Raw genomic sequence first — 21586 nt, forward strand, 5'->3', positions numbered from 1 at the left:
TCAGGGAGAGGGCGGGGTGAGGGGCTTGCCCTTAAGCCGGCATCGCCTCGCGCGGAATAATCGCGCCGCGATGCTGAATCACGGTGCTGGCGGTCAGGTGACCACGTTGTGCCGCCGCGACCGCATCGCCACCGGTCAGACGTACCGCCAGGTAACCCGCACTGAAAGAATCGCCCGCTGCGGTGGTATCCACAACTTTCTCTTTCGGCAGTTTCACCGCAGGAACATCAACCACGTTCTGGCCTGCAATCGCTACCAGACAGGAGTCTGCGCCGCGTTTCACCACCACTTCCTGCACGCCTGCCGCGTGGGTACGCGCAATGACGTCTTCAACCGGCTTCTCGCCCCACAGCGCGTCTTCGTCGTCCAGCGTCAGGAAGGCGATGTCGGTGCATTCCAGCATCTGCTGGTAAACCTGCTGGGTTTCTTCTTTGCTGGCCCACAGGCGCGGACGGTAGTTGTTGTCGAAAATGACTTTCCCGCCGTTGGCGCGGCATTCGCGCAACAGAGAGAGCAATTTTTCACGGCTGGTCGGGCTTAAAATCGCCAGGCTGATCCCGCTCAGGTAGAGGTAGTCGTAGGTCGCCAGCTCTTCGCAAACGGCGGCGGCCTCATCGCTTTCCAGCCAGAATTTTGCCGCGGCTTCGTTACGCCAGTAGTAGAACGTACGCTCGCCGGTGTCGTCGGTTTCGATGTAGTAGAGGCCTGGCATGCGGTTGCTCATACGCTGAATCAGCCCGGTACCGACGTTTTCTGCTTGCCAGGCATCCAGCATCTGCTGGCTGAACGTATCGGTGCCCAGTGCGGTGACGTAGTCGACGCGCAGCGCAGCAGAATCAACCTGGCGTGCGATATACACTGATGTGTTTAAAGTGTCGCCGCCAAAGCCGCGGGTAACGTCTGCGCCCTTCTCGGACAGCTCAATCATGCATTCGCCAATCACGGCAATTTTTTTAGACATAGTCGTGAACCTGATCTGAATCGGAATATTAGCGCTAGTGTGCGCTGCGCTGTTTTAGTGGTCAACTATATTAAAACATCGTTCCATTATTTTTTTGAGCTAGCGCGTGTTAGCGCAAATTTTTGCACATAAAGTTCTCCTTTAACCCGCCGATAACCTGTTGACGAGTTCCATTCGATCCCTCATTGCAACAGGAAGCTGAAATGAAGTTAACGCCGGTCATCCCGCAGTTGAGCATTCCTGAGCCAGGTCTCGCGAATCTGCAGGCACAGCACGACTGGCTGGAGTGTGAACGCGCCTACACTTACCAGCCCATCTATACCACTGAAGGCCGCCTGATGGCGATTGAAGTGCTGACGGTCGTGACGCATCCCAACCATCCCTCTCAACGCATTGCGCCCGACCGCTATTTCTCTGAAGTGCCGGTCAGCCAGCGTATCGCCGTCCTAAAAGAGCAGTTGCACATGCTGATGCTGAAGCAGGAATTCTTCGCGCAGAACCACATCCTGGCGTCGGTCAACGTGGACGGCCCCACGCTGATGGCGATGCAGCAGGATCAGGCGTTAAAAGACATGATTGAGCCGCTCGACTGGCTGCGTTTCGAATTAGTTGAGCATACGCGTCTGCCGCAGGAATCGTCGTATGCGTCCATTTGCGAGTTTGGCCCGCTGTGGCTCGATGATTTTGGCACGGGCATGGCAAACTTCTCATCGCTCAGTGAAGTGCGCTACGACTACATCAAAGTCGCCCGCGATCTGTTTATCATGCTGCGCAAAACGCCCGAGGGGCGCAATCTCTTCACCATGCTCTTACAGTTGATGAACCGCTACTGCCGCGGTGTGATAGTGGAAGGCGTGGAAACTCAGGAAGAGTGGCAGGACGTACAGGAATCGCCCGCCTTTGCAGCACAAGGTTACTTTCTTTCCCGCCCGGTTCCCATGAAGACGCTCGACGATGTGGTAATAGCATTTTCCTGATTTACGCCGCTCTCTTCTCCCTCAGCTATCTTTATGAGAGGTGAGGAATTTCATGAAAGGAGCGAGCGTGACGAAATTAAGCAAAGCGATTGCCATCACCGCAGGGGTATTAGTGGCCCTGATTATCCTGCTGGTGATAATTATTGCGACCTTCGACTGGAACCGGCTGAAGCCAACCATCAACGAAAAAGTCTCCACAGAACTGCACCGGCCCTTCGCCATTCGCGGCGATCTTGGCGTGGTGTGGGAGCGTCAGAAGCAGGAGACCGGCTGGCGAAGCTGGATCCCCTGGCCGCACGTGCATGCTGAAGACATCATGCTCGGCAACCCGCCGGATATCCCGGACGTCACCATGGTGCACCTTCCGCGCGTAGAAGCTACGCTTGCGCCGCTGGCGCTGTTGACCAAAACGGTCTGGCTACCGTGGATTAAGCTGGAACAGCCGGACGCGCGCCTGATTCGCCTCTCGGAAAAAAACAATAACTGGACTTTCAATATCGGTGACGGCAAGGATGAGAAAAACGCCCAGCCATCGGCGTGGTCATTCCGTCTGGATAATATTTTGTTCGATCGCGGGCGCATTACCGTGGATGACAAAGTGAGCAAGGCAGATATTGAGATCCTGGTCGATCCGCTCGGCAAACCGCTGCCGTTCAGTGAAGTCACCGGCAGTAAAGGAAAGGGCGATAACACGAAGGCCGGGGATTATGTTTTCGGCCTGAAAGCGCAGGGGCGCTATCGCGGCGAACCGCTTACCGGCACGGGTAAGATTGGCGGCATGCTGGCGTTGCGCGGTGAAGGGCAACCTTTCCCGGTACAGGCCGATTTCCGATCCGGTAATACACGAGTGGCGTTTGTTGGCGCGATCAACGATCCGATGAAGATGGGCGGTGTCGATCTGCAGCTTAAATTCTCCGGTGACTCCCTGAGCGATCTCTACGATCTCACGGGCGTACTTCTGCCTGACACCCCGCCGTTTGAAACGGATGGTCGGCTGGTGGCGAAAATTGATAGCGAAAAGTCGTCCGTCTTTGACTATCGCAAATTCAATGGTCGTATTGGCGACAGCGATATCCATGGCTCGCTGACCTATACCACCGGGAAACCGCGCCCGAAACTGGAAGGCGATCTGGAATCGCGTCAGCTTCGGCTGGCGGATTTAGGCCCGCTGATTGGCGTGGACTCCGGGAAAGGTGCGCAAAAAGCGAAAAGCGCTGAAGCACGTAAAGGGGAAGCTACAGTCCAGCCTGCCAACAAAGTGTTGCCTTACGACCGCTTCGAAACCGACAAATGGGACGTGATGGATGCGGATGTGCGTTTTAAAGGGCGCCGTATTGAGCATGGCAGCACGTTGCCGATTAGCGATTTGTCGACGCACATCATCCTCAAAAATGCCGATTTGCGACTGCAGCCTATCAAACTTGGGCTCGCGGGCGGCACGATCAGCGGCAATATCCATCTGGAGGGCGACCGTAAACCGATGCGTGGTCAGGCGGATATTCAGGCACGTCGTCTGAAGCTGAAAGAGCTGATGCCCAACGTGGAACTGATGCAGAAAACGCTCGGTGAGATGAACGGCGATGCGCAGTTCCGCGGTACCGGGAATTCCGTGGCGGCGCTGCTGGGTAACAGCAACGGTAACCTGAAGCTGCTGATGAACGATGGGCTTATCAGCCGTAACTTAATGGAGATTGTTGGTCTGAACGTGGGCAACTTTATCGTTGGGCAGATTTTTGGCGATGATGAAGTGCGGGTGAACTGTGCGGCGGCAAACCTCGATATTGTCAACGGCGTAGCGCGTCCGCAGATTTTTGCCTTTGATACGGAAAACGCGCTGATTAACGTGACCGGCACCGCCAGTTTCGCTTCAGAGCAGCTCGATTTGACGATTGACCCGGAAAGTAAGGGGATTCGCATCATTACCCTGCGCTCGCCGCTGTATGTGCGCGGCAGCTTTAAGAACCCGCAGGCAGGCGTGAAAGCCGGGCCGCTGATTGCACGCGGTGCGGTGGCGGCGGCGCTGGCAACGCTCGTCACACCGGCGGCGGCGCTGCTGGCGTTGATTTCGCCGTCAGAAGGGGAGGTGAATCAGTGCCAGACGATTTTGTCGCAGATGAAGCATTGATGCTGGACGGTGCGCGCTGATGCCCTCACCCTAACCCTCTCCCACAGGGAGAGGGGACAGATCGTGCGATTTTCGCCCTCTCCTTGTGGGTGAGGGCGGGGTGAGGGGACGTTTTACAACGCCTGATGCTTCGTCTCATGGGTCAGCAGCAGCGCAATCAGCGTCAACGCCGCCATCGCTGCCAGATACACGCCTACGTAGTACAACCCGTAGCTGCCCTGTAACCAGGCTGCGATGTACGGCGCAACCGACGCGCCAAGAATCGACGAGACGTTATAAGAGAACGACGCCCCCGTATAACGCACTTCCGTCGGGAACAGCTCCGGCAGCAGTGCGCCCATTGGGCCAAACGTCAGCCCCATCAGGCTCAGGCCAATAAACAGGAACAGCATAATCAGCGACGGCTCGCCGGAGCCGAGCAGTGGCTGGAAGAAGAACAGCGCGAACAGAATAATCAGCGAGGTAATGACAATCATGCTGGAACGGCGGCCAAAACGATCGGCCAGCAGCCCGGCAATCGGCACCATCACGCCAAAACCAATCACCGCCAGCATCAGCATCCACAGCACTTCATTGCGCGGCAGCCCTAAACCGTTCGGCGCAGCGGCGGTGCTGTAACTCATGGAGTAAACGGTCATGATATAAAACAGCGTATAGGTCGCCAGCATGATAAAGGTGCCGAGAACCGTCACGCGCACGTGCTTCGTCAACAGCGTGCCCATCGGCACTTTTACCTGTTTTTTCGCGGCGGCGACTTTGGCGAACACCGGCGTTTCATGCAGCGACACGCGGACGTACAGACCGATAATGACCAGCACCGCAGAGAAAATAAACGGCACGCGCCAACCCCAACTCATGAATTGCTCGTCGGTTAACAGCCAGGAGAGCAGCAGGAAGGTGCCGTTGGCAAAGAAGAAGCCGATAGGCGCGCCCAGTTGCGGGAAGGAACCGTACAGCGCGCGCTTACGCGGCGGGGCGTTCTCCGTTGCCAGCAGCGCCGCGCCGCCCCATTCACCGCCCAACCCCAGCCCCTGGCCAAAACGCGCCAGCGCCAGCAGCATCGGTGCCAGAATGCCGATAGTCTCGTAGCCCGGCAGCAGGCCGATCACCACCGTGGAAATCCCCATCGTCAATAACGAGGCCACTAACGTCACTTTACGCCCAACGCGATCGCCAAAGTGGCCGAACAGCGCAGAGCCAATCGGACGCGCGACGAAGGCGATGGCAAAGGTCGCCAGCGACTGAAGCGTGGCTGCGGCAGGGTCGCCCTGCGGGAAGAAGATGTGTGGGAAAACAATCACTGCGGCGGTGGCGTAAATATAGAAATCGAAGAACTCGATGGCGGTGCCGATGAGTGAAGCGACGACGACTTTATTACGTGAGTTAACCGGTGCGATGTCTTGTTCGTTATCGAGTGTTGTGGCGGTAGCTTGCATAGTCTTTTCTTATTTTATAGCGAACGAACGGCCATATTAGACATAGCAAAATCGACATTTCAATCTGTAACAGACCGGGCGGAAGCGTGGAAAAACGGCAAAAAGTGGATAGTTTTTAAGCCAGCGAAATCGCTTCTATGAAATGCTTCACAGAAATTACACGTTAGTGGATAAAACTGGATTTTGGTTAAAAAAAAGTTACTAACTGGATTTATCTGCTGAAATGATGAATCGGGCTGAAATTTTGCATTTTCATTCAGCCCGATAGCGCATTAACGATGCGTCTTGCCCGGCATGCGCGGGTCATCTTTGTACTGCGCGGTGGCAATCCATGCGGCGCAAAACAGGGTTAAGCGCGCGAAGAAGTAGAAGAACGCCATCAGACCCAGAACCGAACCGAACGCCGCGCCGGACGGGGATTTCACCAGTGCAGGCAGTGTCCAGGTCATGATGATTTTAATCACCTCAAAGCCAATAGCCGCAATGAACGTGCCGCGAATCAGGGCTTTTTTACGTGGGCGATGACGCGGCAGCCGCCAGAAGATCCAGAAGAAGAGCAGATAGTTGGCGAAAATGGAAATCGCCAGGCCAATCAACCGCCAGGCCGGTTTCAGCCACTCAATGCTGTCGAGGTAGAGGGCTGAAATGATCATCTGCTGTGCCGAGCCAGAAACCGAGGTAATCGACAGGGTGACAATCAGCGCAACCAGCAGGCCAATCAGCGAGACAAAATCGCGCAGGTATTTAACCCAGATTTTTTCCTGATCCTGCGGGGTGCGCTCCCAGACATCACGCGATTGCGCGCGGATGGCCTCACGCAGGTTACCCATCCAGTTCACGCCTGAGTAGAGCGCCACTGCAAGGCCGACTAAACCGACGGTGGTACGCTGCTGGACGGCGGTATTGATCGTGCTTTTTAGCGTGGCGGCAAGCGTCGGATCGCTCACGTTAGTCAGAATTTTATCGAAGATGTCCTGCAACAGCGTCGGGTGCGAAGCGAGAATAAAACCGCCAGCAGCAAACGACACCATCAGAATCGGAATCATCGACAGGAACGAAAAGTAGGTGATTGCCGCGCCAAACTGATTGCCCAGACGATCGTTAAAGCGCTCGGCGGCGCGGAGCAGGTGGGCGATGATCGGCTGCTGCTGAATTTTCTGCGCGGTATGTGTGACTTTGTTCAGCGCTTGCGTGGCTTTTCCTGGCTCCTCTGGAGCCCGATGCATTTCGGTATCGATGGGTTTGATGGGGTCGTGCTCCAGTTCCTGAGTAGGACGTTTTACGTCATTTTCCGGCGTCATCAGGTCGGTTTTCCTTTTCTCTTGTTTACTATCACTAAATTATAGACTCTGCTAATCAACGTACGCTTTCATCACCTCAGTTAGCCATTCCATAAACAGATGCACCCGGCGTGACAGGTTGCGGCGATGGGGATAAATCAACGAGACCGGCATCGGCTCCGCGCGATACTGTGGCAAAATTTCGATGAGCTTACCGCTGCGCAGCGCCTCCCGCACGCCAACGCGCGGCACCTGAATAATCCCCAGCCCGGCAAGGCAGGCGGCGTGATAGGTTTCGGTGCTGTTGACCGTCAGTACACCACCGGTTTTCACCCAGCGCGTGGTTTTATCCACCAGCACCTCAAACCCCTGTGGGCGCACACCGAGGCTGGTGGCGTAATGCACCACCGCATGATCCTCGAGCTCATCCAGCGATTCTGGATAGCCGAATCGGGCCAGATAATCCGGGCTGGCGCAGTTTACCACCGTCAGCTTGCCGAGCGGCCTGGCGATTAATCCTGAATCCTTAAGATGGCCTACGCGTACCACGCAGTCGAACCCTTCACGAATGACATCCACCAGGCGATCGCTGCTGCTTAGCTCCAGCTCAATGCCGGGGTAGTGCTGCAAAAACGCGGGCAGCCGGGGAATGACCACATTTTGCGCGACGGCTACGGGCATATCGACGCGCAAGCGCCCGCTGACGCTGCTGGGGTCGCTCTGGAACATGCTGTCGAGCTCTTCAAGATTGCTGAGCAGATCTTTGGCGCGTTCATAGTAGACCATACCGTCCTGCGTCAGGTGAACACGCCGCGTGGTGCGGTGCAGCAAACGACAGCCAAGCTGGTTTTCCAGCGCCTGAATCTGGCGCGATACGCTACCTTTAGGAAGGCCGAGGGTATCGGCGGCGCGGGAGAAACTCTCCAGTTCCGCCACGCGGATGAACAGTTGCATTGCATGAATTTTATCCATCCCTAACCCTTATTGTTGTTTTAAATGAGACAGTGAAGCGTAATCAGCAATATTTATTGTTCTTTTATCACCTAATAAGCTTGTTCTCAACGAACATACCCACTGAAATGAGGTTTCTCATGATGCAACGTATCGCATTAGTGACTGGCGGCAGCCGTGGACTGGGCAAAAATGCCGTATTAAAGCTGGCGGCTCAGGGAACAGATATTATCTTTACCTGGAATAGCCAGCAGCAGGCGTCACAGGATGTGGTAGAAGAACTTCAGCAAATAGGCGTGAAAGCGGTGGCATTACAGTTGAATGTTAGTGATATCAGCACGTTTGGCGATTTTACGCAGCAGGTTACACAGGCGCTGAAAGAGACGTGGCAGCGCGACACGTTTGATTATTTAGTGAACAATGCTGGAATCGGGATCAATGTACCGTTTGCCGAGACCACGGAAGCACAGTTTGATGAATTATTGAACATTCAGTTTAAGGGGCCGTTTTTCCTGACTCAGCATCTGTTGCCGCTGATAAAAAACGGCGGACGCATCCTGAACGTTTCGACGGGGCTGGCACGTTTCGCGCTTCCGGGCTTTGCCGCCTATGCCGCCATGAAGGGGGCGATGGAAGTGCTGACGCGCTATCAGGCGAAAGAGCTGGGCGAGCGCGGCATTTCGGTGAATGTGATTGCGCCAGGGGCGATAGAAACCGATTTTGGCGGCGGCAGCGTGCGGGATAATGAACAGATGAATCAGTATATTGCCTCGCAAACCGCGCTGGGGCGCGTGGGCGTGCCAGATGACATTGGTGACGCGATTGCCGCGCTGCTAAGCGATAAACTTGGCTGGATGAATGCGCAGCGGGTGGAAGTGTCTGGGGGAATGTTTTTGTAGTACCCCCTCACCCTAACCCTCTCCCACAGGGAGAGGGGACTGATTGTGCATAGCTTACAGAACTGCGTCGGTTTTCTCCCTCTCCCTGTGGGAGAGGGCTGGGGTGAGGGGGGAACCCAACAACGCGTGCTATTTCACACCTTGTAACACTCGCCTCTTTCCATCACCTTTCCTTTATTTTCGCCATCGCGCTATTCTTCGCAAAATTAATATTTATTCCGCTGAAAATTATATTCAGGATTTCCTTAAATAGAATGTAATAAATAATGTGAATAAGTAATCTCTCCCCAGGACTCCAAATCATTCATAACAAAAATGTTTTTATTTTTATTTTCATCAGTAAAATAGCCCAGGCCAAACAGCGAGTTCTTATTTACCTCCGCAAGTAATACCCTTCACCCCTCAATGTGTAGGGTTCATTTTTCTGATGAGGAATCAGTATGCAGGTAATCATGTTTGACAGGCAGTCAATATTTATTCATGGAATGAAAATCAGTTTGCAGGAAAATATTCCTGAAGTAGATATTTACGCCGTCAGTCAGGCTGATGAACTGTGGCGACGGTTGCTGGAATATCCAGAGTCATTACTTATTCTGGATGGCGACATGGATAAATCGTTTTGCAGTTGGTTATTGCAGGAAAAAGCACAGCAATTTCCGTTATCACACACGGTGATTGTAGCGAGTGATTGTCAGCAAGCGTGGCTCAAAGAGTCGCTTGCATGGAATGTTCAGGCTATTGTGCCGCGCCATGAAAGTGTCGAAACGTTTGTGCAGGCGATCAATAGCGCCGCGTGTGGGTTAATGTGTCTTCCCGGCGGTTGGATGTTTAATTACGAAAACGAGAAGCGTGGTCTCGATCAGCTCAGCCATCGCCAGCGTGAAATTCTGGAACTGCTGGCTAATGGCGAGTCGAATAAGGAGATCAGTCGGGCATTGAATATCAGCGCAGGTACGGTGAAAGCGCATCTGGAATCACTGTACCGACGTCTGGATGTGAAAAATCGTACTCAGGCGGCGATGTTATTCGGCGCACACGAATTCCCGTCCCAGATCTGCTCGGAATAAGGCACATTCGGCCTGACGTTGTCTGTTCAGGCCGTTGCTTTTCACCCCGTTAAGCTCTGTTTCGGCTCGCCATACCGCAAGTGCTTTCGCGAACTGTTGCTGATTGATGTAGCGCACGATAGCGGAGGCGGCAAACCTCTCTGGCCCCACACTGAGCGCCAGCGATAGCAACGCATCGTATTGAGACTGGAGAAGGGGCACCTGTATTTCGTGTGCCAGTACGCGTTGACAGACGTGAATATCCCATTGCAATAACACATCGGCCTGCTGCTGGCTAAGCGGCATATCGAACGCCTCGCTTCCCTGAATCAAATGACCATAACCCACGACCCACAGATGACACTCATCCTGGTAGGGCTCGGCAGAAAATCCCTGACATTTTTTAATAAACGCTAACCCTTCTGGGCTGAGACGCAGGGCTGTATTTGGCATTTTTCTTCCTCACTCAGATGGTTAGCGAGTGTAGAGGATGCGATGACGCGCGCCTATTCGCCAGATGGCCTGGTTCAATCGGGTAGGAGGCGAGAATATTTCCCCTCAATCGTAAAATTCGCTGCAACAATAGAAAGACAGGCCAATCGTTTGCGGAATGTCGTGAGAGGGATCGACTTTCGCATCTGTGACGGCGCCGCGGCCTTTTAATTTTGAAGGTTTCGTATATGTTGTATCAGCAAAAAAACAAAAATAAACCTTACTAATCTTCGGGTTATTTCCCACTGTGGGTTAAGGATGTGGATGATGCCAACTCCATCGCATCAATTATTTGAACATTGTCTGGGCGTGATCCGTCAGGCGTCAGTGGAGATCCTTAACCTGCTCGATATGCGTGTCGGGGAAGGTAAGGATCCTCGCTGGTTTCTGGAACAACTGGATCAGGCTCGGCTGAATCTGGGCGGCTGGGCGAGTGTGGCGAAAAAGCTGAACCTCAATGATGCTGAGCTGAGCGAGTTCACTCTGCAACTTCGCCATTTACAGAAACTGGTACCGCAATATGAGCGCGGGCAATCCATCACGGAGGATCAGCTGATTGCGGCGGCGCGCATGGTGGCTGCGCTGGAGCTGATGCGCCGCCGTCAGCCGCTGCTGGTCTTTGAGAGCGACTCTGATGCGGATGCCGAGCAACTGGAAGCCCTGGCGCTGCGGCAGTTGCGCATGATCCAACTGATGCTGACCGCGCTTATTCGTCAGGCCTGGCCGGATACCACCCGTTTGCACAATCACCTCAAGCTGCAGTTTGGCGCGGACTGCGTGCGGCGCTGGCTCTCGCGCAGCAAAGAGGGCGATATTCTCAGTGGCATGCAGTTTAGCGAGCTGGCGCTGCTGGTGGTGGATAAAAAAGAGTTTTCGCGCCACTACGCTTCGCTTTTTCATAGCGCGACCCTGCTTACCTTCCATGCGGATCCGCGTTTAACACTGCATGCTTTCCTTGACGATATCCGCCAGATGCGCAGGGCGGTGGTCAGCCAGCGTACCGTGTCATCCACCGCATTTTTGCTGCTGGATATTTACGCTCGCCAGATTGCGACGCCGATTCAGCGTGCGTTTGAGCAGGGCAGAACGTTGGTGAATCCCGCCAGTCTGATGGCGACGGACGGCAACGAGGTGCAGCATTTCTGGGATGAAGAGCGTGAGTTTGCCCGGCTTAACAGTGCGGATGATCAGCCTATCCATGAGTCAATTGAACGTATTCGTAAAAAATCAGCCCGCACGGTGGAGGCTCGGGATAAATTAATCTCTTCAGGGCTGTGGGCCGCCGTGGGCCTGATGGTACTGGCGATGGTTGTTGGGGGCATCTGGATGCTCAATACGTCGCCTGCCGCGCCAACGGCCAGCGCATCGACAACGCCTGCGCCGGGCATTGAAGCGCCGTCGCGAGAGTCGCCGCGAGAACAACTGGCGAATCGCGGTATTAATTGGGATATCAATGGATTACGGTCGGCTATCGATCGTAACGATGGTGATGTTGTGCGGCTCTTTATGCGCGGCGGAATGGCGTGGCAGCTCGCCTGGACGGAGCAGGCGCTGTCAGCACAGCATGATGAAGTGATTGCTTTGCTGTTGCGTTACCGCCTGCAAATGGACGAGCCAAAACCGTGTCGGCGCTTTATCACCACCCTGAGCCACGCGCTGGCGGGCGGTGAGGCGCTCACGTCCGCCAGAAGAGATCTTTTGCAGGCGTTTTGCACCCGCCCCGCCGTGGTTGAACGTCAACGGCGGGAGGTGGATAACGCCCGGCAACGCGTGAAGGCCGAGCCGACGACACACAATAAACGATGGCTGGACGTGCAGCGCGAGATTTATGCGGTGATTAAATAGCGAGTATTGATCCGTTGTAGGCCGGGCAAGCGCAGCGCCCCCGGCTTCTGTTAAGGCTCACCATACAAACCAATCAAACGGCGCACCACGCCGTTGGTCCAGCCGAAACCATCCTGCAACGGATACTCCCCGCCGCCCCCTTCGCGCGGTGTACCTTCGGCGATGTGATACTTCTCAATCAGCTTATGATGGTCGCGATAGAAATGATTCACCGTCTCCAGCCAGTTGTGGGCGATTTCGTTGCCCAGCACGTCGTGGCCGTAGAGTTTGAACCCCTGAATCGCCATCCACTGTAGCGGTGCCCAGCCGTTCGGATAATCCCACTGCTCGCCGCTTTCATATTCCGTCGCCAGAATACCGCGTGGTGTCAGCAACCGGGCGCGGACGGCAAGCGCCAGCCGGTCTGCCTGCTCATGTGTCGCCATACCGACATACAATGGCACGACGCTGGCGGCAGAGAACAGCGCCTGTTGTTCGCGACGCCAGTCGTAGTCACGGAACAGGCCATTTTCTTCATCCCACAGATAACGCGTCACCGCCGCGCGGCGTGCACTGGCTTTCTGCTTAAACAGCGCCTGCGTCTCTTTATCGCCCTTCAAACCGGAAAGATTGGCGATGGTGTTTTCCAGTTTGAACAAAAAGGCATTCAAATCGATGGGAATAAATTGGGTCGTCCGGATACTCGCCAGCCGCGAGGTATCACGCAGCCAGCGCGAGGAGTAGTCCCAACCGGATGCCGCCCCGGCGCGCAGGTCGCGATACACCTCATTCGGCGGTCGGCCTGAATGCTGCGCCGTTTCGACATCCTCAATCCACGACTCATCGCGCGGCGTGTCGCGATCATCCCAGTAACGGTTGAGCAGCGAGCCATCCGGCATGCGCACGACATGGCGGTAAGCCTGGTTAGGAATGAGTGATTCCGCGCCATCCATCCAGAAGCTGTACTCCATCTTCAAATGGTCAAGATAACGTTTCGCACCGCGCACGCCATCCTCTTCAAACAGCTCGACCATCAGTGCAAAGACCGGTGGCTGCGAGCGGCTAAGATAGTAGGTACGGTTGCCGTTAGGAATATGCCCGTAGCGCTCAATCATCCACGCAAAATTATCGGCCATGCATTTCAGCAGGTCTTCCCGGCCACTTTCCGCCAGCCCCAGCATGGTGAAGTAGGAGTCCCAGTAGTAGGTTTCGGTAAACCGCCCGCCGGGCACGATATAGGACTGTGGCAACGCCAGCAGCGATGAACCGGGAATATGATCCTGCGGCTCGCGGGTAAGCACCGGCCAGAGCGTGTCGATGTGCTCTTTCAGCGTTTTTTCCGGATCCGAAACGTACTCGCTGTCGCGCAGTTCCGGTGGCCAGAAGTTCTCTTCCACAAAGCGGCGCAGGTCAAAACCAGGTTTGCGCTTGATGCGGCGATAGTGGATGAGAATATCCAGCGGATCTTTTTTCGGCGCGCAGTCAGGAAACGTTTTGCTATCGCTAAAAATGCGCGCGCGCTGAACGTTTTCGAACAGTTCCAGATAACGATCGGCTGGGGTCAGGGCATCGGAGGCGGGTAGCCCCTCAATGACTTCCGGTTCCGGTTCGGCATCGAGCATTTCATCCAGTTTTAATTCGTACGGATCCGCCTCGTAGCACAGCTCGACTTCAATGGCTAAGGCTTCGGACTCTTCGTGACGTATTTTCTGGTTGAACATAGCGCAGGTCACCTCCGGTGAGCGTCGTTTTACATCCCGGTTTTATCCGGCCACCTATAAAGCGTAGACATTCGCTTCGGTTACGGGTGAACAAAGCGTGCGGAAGATCACACTTTTTTGAGGGGGGGAAGATTGGGATTTTTTCAGGTTTTTGAAAAACAATAAAAAAATGAAATCCCGGATTTTATCAGTGCCGGGATTTTCAGAACAATCGATTGTAACGGGTTTTAACGTGGGCTGAATTTATAAAACAGATTCGGCTCGCTCACGATATAGAGGTTACCTGTGCCATCGGTGGCGATACCTTCCGGCTGAGGTATATCACGCGAGAGGCCGTAATGCCCTGCCGTCAGCGACATAAATCTCAGCTTATGCTCGCGGTCGACCATAACGACTTTTTGCGAAATATCGGAGAGAATATAGAGGTTAGACGTTGAACCATCAAAATCCATTCCGGAGATATCGCGCACATACCAGGAGAGCATTAATTCATTGAGTGGGCTTTTGTCTGTTTTGAATGCCCCTTCGTTATCGAGGATATTAAAAATACGGACGGGTTTTTTCTCTTGGGCGGTCACCATGCGAGACAGTTCGGGTTTCCAGGCTAATCCTTCCACGCCGCTGTTTTGTTTTTCGACCTGAACTGCCGGACGATAAGTTTCGGCATGGCTGATATCCACTTTTTGCGTATCGTTATTAATGGTGATAATAGCCAGCGTGCCGCTCTTTTCTTTGGAAAGGTAGAAGCGTTGATTGCCGATGTATTCAATCGCCTCAAGGTCAGCGGGTTTATCCGTTTTGATGCGGCGCAGCACCTTTCCATCCGTGCTGAGTTCCAGAATTAAAGAGGGCGCATCGGTGACGGCGAATAGTGTTTGCGTGTCTTTATTCCAGGTCAGGCCGGATAATCCTCCCTCTAAATCTGAGATCGGTTTAGCGTCGATCGTGACGTGGTAGTTATCTATTTGTGGGTAATTTGTGATGTAGTAATAGAAAGAGAAAATACAAATAAGAACAATAATAAAGCCTGAAAATAATTTAGTTTTCTTATTCTTCATAAACCCACAGAGAATGAACGAGAGAGTCAGATATCCCCTACATGTTGCCATGTAGGGGATTGCGCGTCATATATTAACGCATGGTAACAAACTCTTCCGCCGCTGTCGGGTGAATTGCCACGGTATTATCGAAATCTTTTTTGGTTGCGCCCATTTTCAGCGCCACGGCGAAACCTTGCAGCATTTCATCCATACCAAAACCGATGCCGTGAATACCGACAATTTTCTCTTCCGGGCCAACACAAACCAGCTTCATACGGCACGGCTGGCGGTGCGAAGTAACGGCGGTATACATCGCGGTGAAGGAGGACTTATAGATCTTCACGGCGTCGTCGCCATACTGCTCACGCGCCTGCGGTTCGGTTAAACCGACGGTGCCGATGGGCGGGTGGCTGAAGACCACGGTCGGGATATTGCTGTAATCCAGATGCTCTTCCGGTTTGTTATTAAACAGACGTTCTGAAAGACGACGGCCCGCCGCGACCGCAACCGGCGTCAGCTCAACGGCACCGGTGTTATCACCGACCGCATAAATCCCCGGAACATTGGTGTTCTGGAATTTATCAACCACGATATAGCCTTTATCGTTGGTTTTCACGCCCGTTGCCGCCAGGTTGAAATTGTCAGTTGCCGGTTCACGGCCAATTGCCCAAATCAGGCAATCTACTGTCTGGCTGCGGCCATCTTCCAGTTCAATCGTCAGGCTACCATCGGCGTTTTTCACCACCGCTTTTGGCACCGCCTGGGTATGCAGCGTCGGGCCTTCCGCGTTCATCACTTCAACCAGCGTCTCGGTAATCAGCGGATCGAAGGTACGCAGGGGCGCGTGTTTACGCACAAACAGATGCGTTTCTGCGCCCAGTCCGTTAATCACGCCTGCCAGTTCCACAGCAATGTAGCCCGCACCGACAACGGCGACGCGTTTCGGCAGTGCTGGCAGCGCGAAGAAACCGTCGGAATCGATACCGTATTCCACGCCCGGAATATCCGGATGACTTGGGCGACCGCCGGTGGCGATCAGGATATGATCGGCGGTGATCGTTTCCCCGTTCACTTCCACGGTTTTCGCATCAACAAAGCGGGCAAAGCCTTTGATCACATCGACTTTGTTTTTCGCCAGGCCATTGTCATACGATGTATGAATACGGTCGATGTAGGCGGTACGGCTCGCAATCAGCTTGTTCCAGTCGAAGTCATTGATGGTGGTATCAAAACCGTAATCCGGGCCATACATATGGATGGCTTCGCGGATTTGCGCGGCATGCCACATCACTTTTTTCGGCACGCAACCGACGTTAACGCAGGTGCCGCCCAGCTCTTTGGCTTCAATCAGCGCGCACTTCTGGCCGTACATCGCCGCACGGTTAATCGAGGCGATGCCGCCGCTGCCGCCGCCAATAGCGATATAGTCGTAATGTTTGGTCATGACCGCTCCTTCCTGTTCATTGTCAGGCGAGGGCTCTGCGCCCAGCGCCAAAGATCCGCGATTGTATACCTGAAACTGATAGGTTCTGGCTATGTCTGCAATTACTCAGGTACGATCCAGTTTACCGTGGTATGGCCGATACCGTTCGGCACCAGCTTGCTGTGCAGCCACGGCAGCACGGCGTTCATCTGCTGTTCCAGCTTCCACGGCGGGTTGATAACAATCATACCGGACGCGGTCATACCGCGCTGGTCGCTGTCCGGGCGCACCGCCAGCTCGATTTGCAGAATTTTACGGATGCCGGTGGCTTCGAGGTCTTTGATCATGCGTTTGATTTGCGCACGCAGGACGACCGGATACCACAACGCATAGGTGCCTGTCGCAAAGCGTTTATAGCCTTCGTGAATACCCGTCACGACTGCCTGGTAATCGGTTTTAATTTCATACGGCGGGTCGATGAGGATCAGCCCACGACGAGAAACCGGCGGCAGTTTGGATTTGAGTTGCTGATAACCGTCGGCTTTCTCCACGCGCGCACGATCGTCTTTCTGGAACTCGGAACGCAGCAGCGGGAAATCGCTTGGGTGCAGTTCGGTCATCATCAGGCTGTCTTGTTCACGCAGTAACTGACGCGCAATCAGCGGTGAGCCTGGGTAGTAGCGCAACTGACCGCTGCGGTTAAAGTGCTGTACCACGCTGATGTACGGCTCCAGTTCGGCAGGCAGATCGTCCTGCTGCCAGATACGGGCGATACCTTCCAGATACTCACCGGTACGCTCGGCATGCTCGCTGCTTAACTGGTAACGGCCTGCGCCCGCATGGGTGTCCAGATAGAGAAACGGTTTCTCTTTCTCTTTCAGTGATTCGATGATCAGGCTCTGAACGGTGTGTTTAAGGACGTCGGCGTGGTTGCCAGCGTGAAAGCTGTGGCGATAACTGAGCATGGGTAAAGGGGTTCCGCTAAGTAAAACATGGGCCCGTTACCGGGCAACAAAAAAGTCTCTTCGAACAGTATACCGAAAAGTCGCCGCCGCCGCGAAAGCGCAACGCTTATCATTGAAATTCACTACACTTAACCCCATGCTACATACATTACGCGCCGGAAGGCGACGCTACGCGCTTGAGCGTTTGTTCCCCCTTTTTAACCAGGACTGTGCATATGACGAATCCATTACTGACTCCCTTCGAACTGCCGCCGTTTTCCGCCATCAAACCTGAGCATGTTGTTCCCGCTGTCACCAAAGCGCTGAACGACTGTCGTGAAAATGTGGAACGTGTGGTAGCACAGGGCGCACCGTACTCCTGGGAAAACTTATGCCAGCCGCTGGCGGAAGTGGACGATGTGCTGGGGCGTATTTTCTCGCCGGTCAGCCACCTGAACTCGGTTAAAAACAGCCCGGAACTGCGTGAGGCTTACGAGCAAACCCTGCCGTTGCTGTCGGAATACAGCACCTGGGTCGGTCAGCATGAAGGGCTGTACAAAGCGTATCGCGACCTGCGCGACGGCGATAACTACGCCACGCTCTCTACCGCACAGAAAAAAGCGGTCGATAACGCACTGCGCGATTTCGAGCTGTCCGGTATCGGACTGCCGAAAGAGAAACAGCAGCGCTACGGCGAAATTGCGACGCGACTGTCTGAACTGGGCAACATCTACAGCAACAATGTGCTGGATGCCACCATGGGCTGGACGAAGCAGGTAAGCGACGAAGCGGAGCTCTCCGGTATGCCGGAAAGCGCGCTGGCCGCCGCCAAAGCTCAGGCCGAAGCCAAAGAGCTGGATGGCTATCTGCTGACGCTGGATATCCCAAGCTATCTCCCGGTGATGACCTACTGCGACAACCAGGCCCTGCGTGAAGAGATGTATCGCGCCTACAGCACCCGCGCCTCCGATCAAGGCCCGAATGCCGGTAAATGGGATAATAGCCCGGTGATGGCGGAAATCCTCGCCCTGCGTCACGAACTGGCGCAACTGCTGGGCTTCGAAAGTTATGCTTCTAAATCTCTCGCCACCAAAATGGCGGAAAACCCGCAGCAGGTGCTGGAATTCTTAACCGATCTCGCCAAACGTGCGCGTCCGCAGGGTGAAAAAGAGCTGGCGCAACTGCGTGCCTTCGCGAAAGCGGAATTTGGCGTCGATGAGTTGCAACCGTGGGATATCGCGTACTACAGCGAAAAACAGAAACAGCACCTCTACAGCATCAGCGACGAGCAACTGCGCCCGTACTTCCCGGAAAACAAAGCCGTTAACGGCCTGTTTGAAGTGGTGAAACGCATTTACGGTATCACCGCCAAAGAGCGCAACGATGTTGACGTCTGGAGCCCGGAAGTGCGCTTCTTCGAGCTGTATGACGAAAACAACGAACTGCGCGGTAGCTTCTACCTTGACCTGTACGCACGTGAACACAAACGCGGCGGAGCGTGGATGGACGACTGCGTTGGTCAGATGCGCAAGCTCGATGGCTCGCTGCAAAAACCGGTCGCCTATCTGACCTGTAACTTCAACCGTCCGGTTAACGGCAAACCGGCGCTGTTTACGCATGATGAAGTGATCACCCTGTTCCACGAATTCGGTCACGGCCTGCATCACATGCTGACCCGCATCGAAACCGCGGGCGTTTCCGGGATCAACGGCGTACCGTGGGATGCGGTCGAACTGCCGAGCCAGTTCATGGAAAACTGGTGCTGGGAGCCGGACGCGCTGGCGTTTATCTCTGGTCACTATGAAACCGGCGAACCGTTGCCGAAGGAACTGCTGGATAAAATGCTGGCGGCGAAAAACTACCAGGCGGCGCTGTTTATCCTGCGTCAGCTGGAATTCGGCCTGTTCGACTTCCGTCTGCATGCGGAATTTAACCCGGAACAGGGCGCGAAAATCCTCGAAACCCTGGCAGAAATCAAGAAACAGGTCGCTGTGGTACCGGGGCCATCATGGGGCCGCTTCCCGCATGCTTTCAGCCATATCTTTGCTGGCGGTTATGCGGCGGGTTACTACAGCTATCTGTGGGCCGATGTGCTGGCGGCGGATGCGTTCTCCCGCTTCGAAGAAGAGGGGATTTTCAACCGCGATACCGGGCAGTCGTTCCTCGATAACATCCTGACGCGCGGCGGTTCTGAGGAGCCCATGGCACTGTTCAAACGCTTCCGTGGCCGTGAACCGCAGCTTGATGCGATGCTGGAGCACTACGGGATCAAAGGCTAATCAGTCAGTGAAAATCTGTTTACTTGATGAAACGGGCGCCGGAGACGGCGCCTTATCTGTTCTTGCCGCCCGCTGGGGGCTGGAGCACGATGAAGACAACCTGATGGCGCTGGTGTTAACGCCAGAGCATCTGGAACTGCGCAAACGTGATGAGCCTAAGCTTGGCGGTATCTTCGTGGATTTTGTTGGCGGGGCGATGGCACACCGCCGCAAATTTGGCGGCGGTCGCGGTGAAGCGGTAGCGAAAGCGGTGGGCATTAAGGGCAGCTATTTACCGGACGTGGTTGACGCCACGGCGGGGCTGGGGCGCGATGCGTTTGTTCTGGCCTCGGTGGGCTGCCATGTCCGAATGCTGGAACGCAACCCGGTCGTGGCGGCGCTGCTCGACGATGGCCTGGCGCGCGGCTATGCCGACCCGGAAATCGGCGGCTGGTTGCAGGAGCGCTTGCAGTTGATCCACGCTTCCAGCCTGACGACGCTTGCGGATATCACGCCGCGCCCGCAGGTGGTGTACCTTGACCCGATGTTCCCGCATAAGCAGAAAAGCGCGCTGGTGAAGAAAGAGATGCGCGTGTTTCAGTCGCTGGTGGGGCCGGATTTGGACGCGGATGGATTGCTGGAACCCGCACGCTTGCTGGCGACGAAACGGGTGGTGGTGAAACGGCCAGACTACGCACCGCCGCTCGCGGATGTGGCAACAACGAACGCGGTGGTCACCAAAGGGCATCGGTTTGATATTTATGCGGGGACGGCGGAGTAGGGGCGGTGCGGCCTGATGCCCCTCACCCTAACCCTCTCCCACAGGGAGAGGGAACCGATTGTGCCAAGGGTTAAGCTTGTGCGGTTTTCTCCCTCTCCCTGTGGGAGAGGGCCGGGGTGAGGGCCCCTACACAAACGGCGCGTACGGATCCGCCATCTCAAACGCCGCTGTTCTCTCTGCTTTCGGTGGGTAAATCAGCTCACTGACGATCGACACCTTCAACTTCTTCGCTTCTTCGCGCGTCAGTTTTACCTGCTGATCCCAACCTTCGGTATACACCGCGCCCCATGCGCCGAGATCCAGACAGGTGACGTACATCTCCTGGCGATAGGGTGACGGCTCCACACCCAGCAGACTGGCTGCAGCATTATTCCCGGCGAACTTGCCCAGCAGAATCGCGTGCTGGCAGGTCATCAATGCGTGGTTGCCTTTGTCATCCGTTGCCGCATAAGCCACGTCGCCGGTGGCGAAAATCTCTTTATGGCCGACAACCTGAAGATTCGCATCCACATGCAGACGCCCCTGACGATCGCGAGGCGCATCAATCTGTGCTGTCAGGTCGCTTGCCTGGACGCCCACGGTCCAGATAACGGTTGAAGAGGCAATTCGCTGCCCGTCTTTCAGCGTGACGCCTGTGGCATCTACTGATTCCACCTCTGCATTCACCCTCCATTCGACGCCCAGTTCGTTGGAGGCATCAATAACCACATTACGCAGTTCTTCACTGTAACGTGAACCAGGCTGTGGGCCGCGCTCAACTACGACTACTCTGGTCTTAGCATTTGAGCCAAGAATGTCGCGCAGACGGCCTGGTAATTCCATCGCCATTTCAATACCGGTAAACCCGCCGCCGCAGACAACGACGGTGTTACGTGCCTCGCTTTCCGGTTTCTTCGCCAGGGATTGCAGATGTTTTTCTAAAACGGCTGCGCTCTCTAACTGATCGAGATCGAACGCATGCTCTGCGACACCTGAGATAAATGAACGGTTTACGTGACTCCCGCTCGCCAGAATCAGGCGATCGTAGCCATGCTGGTGGGATTCGCCGTTGGCATCTTTCCAGCTCACGCTACGTGAGTCGGTGTGGATATCCGATACGGTGCCACGCAGAAATGTTACACCGGTGGCGTCGAAGAGCGGCATCAGTGGGGAAACCAGCGTTTCCACGTGGCTTTCATAAAAACGCGGGCGAACACGTAGCTCTGGCTGCGGAGCAATCACTGTAATATCAATTGCCTGGCCGTTGTTTTTGTCTGCCAGACGTGCCGCGCTCAGGGCCGCCCACATACCGGCAAAGCCGGCACCGACGATCAGAATTTGTTTACGCATTGCTTATTCACTCTGTTAACTCCGATTAATTTACTCGGATTCTATTGGTCGTAGTTTGAAAAAGCAATGCGAAAAAAGAGCGCTGTAGCGATTTCATGT

The 21586-nt window shown here is 54.9% G+C and carries 17 protein-coding genes; 7 read left to right on the plus strand and 10 right to left on the minus strand.

From position 1 onward, the window contains the following. Positions 1–31 precede the first annotated feature (31 nt). Positions 32–961 (minus strand): 2-dehydro-3-deoxygluconokinase, encoded by a 930-nt coding sequence (kdgK, locus tag ACOXYR_RS22675; protein WP_167405898.1) that lies wholly within the window; start codon positions 959–961, stop codon positions 32–34. A gap of 203 nt (positions 962–1164) precedes the next feature. Here kdgK and pdeH point away from each other — a divergent pair, with 203 nt between their 5' ends. Further along, a complete protein-coding gene (pdeH, locus tag ACOXYR_RS22680) occupies positions 1165–1938 on the plus strand; it encodes a cyclic-guanylate-specific phosphodiesterase (RefSeq protein ID WP_350435825.1) in 774 nt (257 codons plus the stop codon). 67 nt (positions 1939–2005) lie between these two features. Next, positions 2006–4063 (plus strand): AsmA family protein, encoded by a 2058-nt coding sequence (locus ACOXYR_RS22685; protein ID WP_421373452.1) that lies wholly within the window; start codon positions 2006–2008, stop codon positions 4061–4063. Between the two features lie 113 nt (positions 4064–4176). On the opposite strand, the gene ACOXYR_RS22690 is transcribed toward ACOXYR_RS22685, so the two are convergent. The 3 genes from ACOXYR_RS22690 to ACOXYR_RS22700 form a co-directional block, all read right to left on the minus strand. Beyond that, positions 4177–5499 (minus strand): MFS transporter, encoded by a 1323-nt coding sequence (locus ACOXYR_RS22690; protein WP_421356447.1) that lies wholly within the window; start codon positions 5497–5499, stop codon positions 4177–4179. A 272-nt stretch (positions 5500–5771) separates the two neighbouring features. Further along, positions 5772–6800, minus strand: a complete 1029-nt coding sequence (yhjD, locus tag ACOXYR_RS22695) for an inner membrane protein YhjD (protein ID WP_108476760.1) — start codon at positions 6798–6800, stop codon at positions 5772–5774. A gap of 51 nt (positions 6801–6851) precedes the next feature. Continuing rightward, the gene (locus ACOXYR_RS22700; protein ID WP_108476761.1) at positions 6852–7751 is read right to left on the minus strand and encodes a LysR family transcriptional regulator; all 900 of its coding nucleotides are present in this window, start codon (positions 7749–7751) and stop codon (positions 6852–6854) included. A 119-nt stretch (positions 7752–7870) separates the two neighbouring features. On the opposite strand from ACOXYR_RS22700, the gene ACOXYR_RS22705 reads away from it, so the two are divergent. Together ACOXYR_RS22705 and ACOXYR_RS22710 are read left to right on the plus strand one after the other, a co-directional pair. Continuing rightward, a complete protein-coding gene (locus ACOXYR_RS22705) occupies positions 7871–8629 on the plus strand; it encodes an SDR family NAD(P)-dependent oxidoreductase (RefSeq protein ID WP_421356446.1) in 759 nt (252 codons plus the stop codon). 440 nt (positions 8630–9069) lie between these two features. After that, positions 9070–9696 carry a response regulator transcription factor gene (locus ACOXYR_RS22710; protein ID WP_108476763.1) on the plus strand — a complete coding sequence of 209 codons (627 nt, stop codon included), beginning with the start codon at positions 9070–9072 and terminating at the stop codon, positions 9694–9696. On the opposite strand, the gene ACOXYR_RS22715 is transcribed toward ACOXYR_RS22710, so the two are convergent. Continuing rightward, positions 9652–10128, minus strand: coding sequence for a lysozyme (locus tag ACOXYR_RS22715; RefSeq protein WP_407731740.1), 477 nt, complete (start codon positions 10126–10128; stop codon positions 9652–9654). The two genes, ACOXYR_RS22710 and ACOXYR_RS22715, sit on opposite strands and share 45 nt — an antisense overlap. A 303-nt stretch (positions 10129–10431) precedes the next feature. On the opposite strand from ACOXYR_RS22715, the gene ACOXYR_RS22720 reads away from it, so the two are divergent. Then, positions 10432–12012: an STY4199 family HEPN domain-containing protein gene (locus tag ACOXYR_RS22720; RefSeq protein WP_421356445.1), complete on the plus strand. Its 1581-nt coding sequence runs from the start codon at positions 10432–10434 to the stop codon at positions 12010–12012. 50 nt (positions 12013–12062) lie between these two features. On the opposite strand, the gene ACOXYR_RS22725 is transcribed toward ACOXYR_RS22720, so the two are convergent. The 4 genes from ACOXYR_RS22725 to ACOXYR_RS22740 all read right to left on the minus strand — a co-directional run bounded on the left by ACOXYR_RS22725 (position 12063) and on the right by ACOXYR_RS22740 (position 17140). Beyond that, on the minus strand, positions 12063–13712 hold the full coding sequence (locus ACOXYR_RS22725) for an alpha,alpha-trehalase (protein WP_108476766.1): 1650 nt from the start codon (positions 13710–13712) through the stop codon (positions 12063–12065). Between the two features lie 227 nt (positions 13713–13939). Continuing rightward, positions 13940–14770 (minus strand): SdiA-regulated domain-containing protein, encoded by an 831-nt coding sequence (locus tag ACOXYR_RS22730; protein ID WP_421356444.1) that lies wholly within the window; start codon positions 14768–14770, stop codon positions 13940–13942. 73 nt (positions 14771–14843) lie between these two features. Then, entirely contained in the window at positions 14844–16196 is a 1353-nt protein-coding gene (gene gorA / locus ACOXYR_RS22735) for a glutathione-disulfide reductase (RefSeq protein WP_350435829.1), read from the minus strand. 101 nt (positions 16197–16297) lie between these two features. Beyond that, entirely contained in the window at positions 16298–17140 is an 843-nt protein-coding gene (locus ACOXYR_RS22740; RefSeq protein WP_113858387.1) for a 23S rRNA (adenine(2030)-N(6))-methyltransferase RlmJ, read from the minus strand. Positions 17141–17355: 215 nt separating this feature from the next. Between ACOXYR_RS22740 and prlC the strand changes: the two genes are divergently transcribed. Both prlC and rsmJ read left to right on the plus strand, forming a co-directional pair. Next, on the plus strand, positions 17356–19398 hold the full coding sequence (gene prlC / locus ACOXYR_RS22745) for an oligopeptidase A (protein WP_189624058.1): 2043 nt from the start codon (positions 17356–17358) through the stop codon (positions 19396–19398). A gap of 7 nt (positions 19399–19405) precedes the next feature. Further along, positions 19406–20158, plus strand: coding sequence for a 16S rRNA (guanine(1516)-N(2))-methyltransferase RsmJ (gene rsmJ, locus ACOXYR_RS22750; protein WP_108476771.1), 753 nt, complete (start codon positions 19406–19408; stop codon positions 20156–20158). A 126-nt stretch (positions 20159–20284) separates the two neighbouring features. Here rsmJ and ACOXYR_RS22755 read toward each other — a convergent pair whose 3' ends face one another. After that, a complete protein-coding gene (locus ACOXYR_RS22755; protein WP_113858390.1) occupies positions 20285–21487 on the minus strand; it encodes an NAD(P)/FAD-dependent oxidoreductase in 1203 nt (400 codons plus the stop codon). Positions 21488–21586: the final 99 nt, after the last annotated feature.

This window comes from Pseudocitrobacter faecalis (assembly GCF_965231525.1).
Lineage (GTDB): Bacteria > Pseudomonadota > Gammaproteobacteria > Enterobacterales > Enterobacteriaceae > Pseudocitrobacter > Pseudocitrobacter faecalis.

Bases quoted from the DNA above. Each gene is read 5' to 3' on its own strand.
- ACOXYR_RS22755 (WP_113858390.1), bottom strand. From the start codon at position 21,487: ATGCGTAAACAAATTCTGATCGTCGGTGCCGGCTTTGCCGGTATGTGG.
- gorA (WP_350435829.1), bottom strand. From the start codon at position 16,196: ATGACCAAACATTACGACTATATCGCTATTGGCGGCGGCAGCGGCGGC.
- ACOXYR_RS22720 (WP_421356445.1), top strand. From the start codon at position 10,432: ATGATGCCAACTCCATCGCATCAATTATTTGAACATTGTCTGGGCGTG.
- ACOXYR_RS22700 (WP_108476761.1), bottom strand. From the start codon at position 7,751: ATGGATAAAATTCATGCAATGCAACTGTTCATCCGCGTGGCGGAACTG.
- ACOXYR_RS22710 (WP_108476763.1), top strand. From the start codon at position 9,070: ATGCAGGTAATCATGTTTGACAGGCAGTCAATATTTATTCATGGAATG.
- pdeH (WP_350435825.1), top strand. From the start codon at position 1,165: ATGAAGTTAACGCCGGTCATCCCGCAGTTGAGCATTCCTGAGCCAGGT.
- ACOXYR_RS22690 (WP_421356447.1), bottom strand. From the start codon at position 5,499: ATGCAAGCTACCGCCACAACACTCGATAACGAACAAGACATCGCACCG.
- prlC (WP_189624058.1), top strand. From the start codon at position 17,356: ATGACGAATCCATTACTGACTCCCTTCGAACTGCCGCCGTTTTCCGCC.
- yhjD (WP_108476760.1), bottom strand. From the start codon at position 6,800: ATGACGCCGGAAAATGACGTAAAACGTCCTACTCAGGAACTGGAGCAC.
- ACOXYR_RS22715 (WP_407731740.1), bottom strand. From the start codon at position 10,128: ATGCCAAATACAGCCCTGCGTCTCAGCCCAGAAGGGTTAGCGTTTATT.
- ACOXYR_RS22725 (WP_108476766.1), bottom strand. From the start codon at position 13,712: ATGTTCAACCAGAAAATACGTCACGAAGAGTCCGAAGCCTTAGCCATT.
- ACOXYR_RS22705 (WP_421356446.1), top strand. From the start codon at position 7,871: ATGATGCAACGTATCGCATTAGTGACTGGCGGCAGCCGTGGACTGGGC.
- kdgK (WP_167405898.1), bottom strand. From the start codon at position 961: ATGTCTAAAAAAATTGCCGTGATTGGCGAATGCATGATTGAGCTGTCC.
- ACOXYR_RS22730 (WP_421356444.1), bottom strand. From the start codon at position 14,770: ATGAAGAATAAGAAAACTAAATTATTTTCAGGCTTTATTATTGTTCTT.
- ACOXYR_RS22740 (WP_113858387.1), bottom strand. From the start codon at position 17,140: ATGCTCAGTTATCGCCACAGCTTTCACGCTGGCAACCACGCCGACGTC.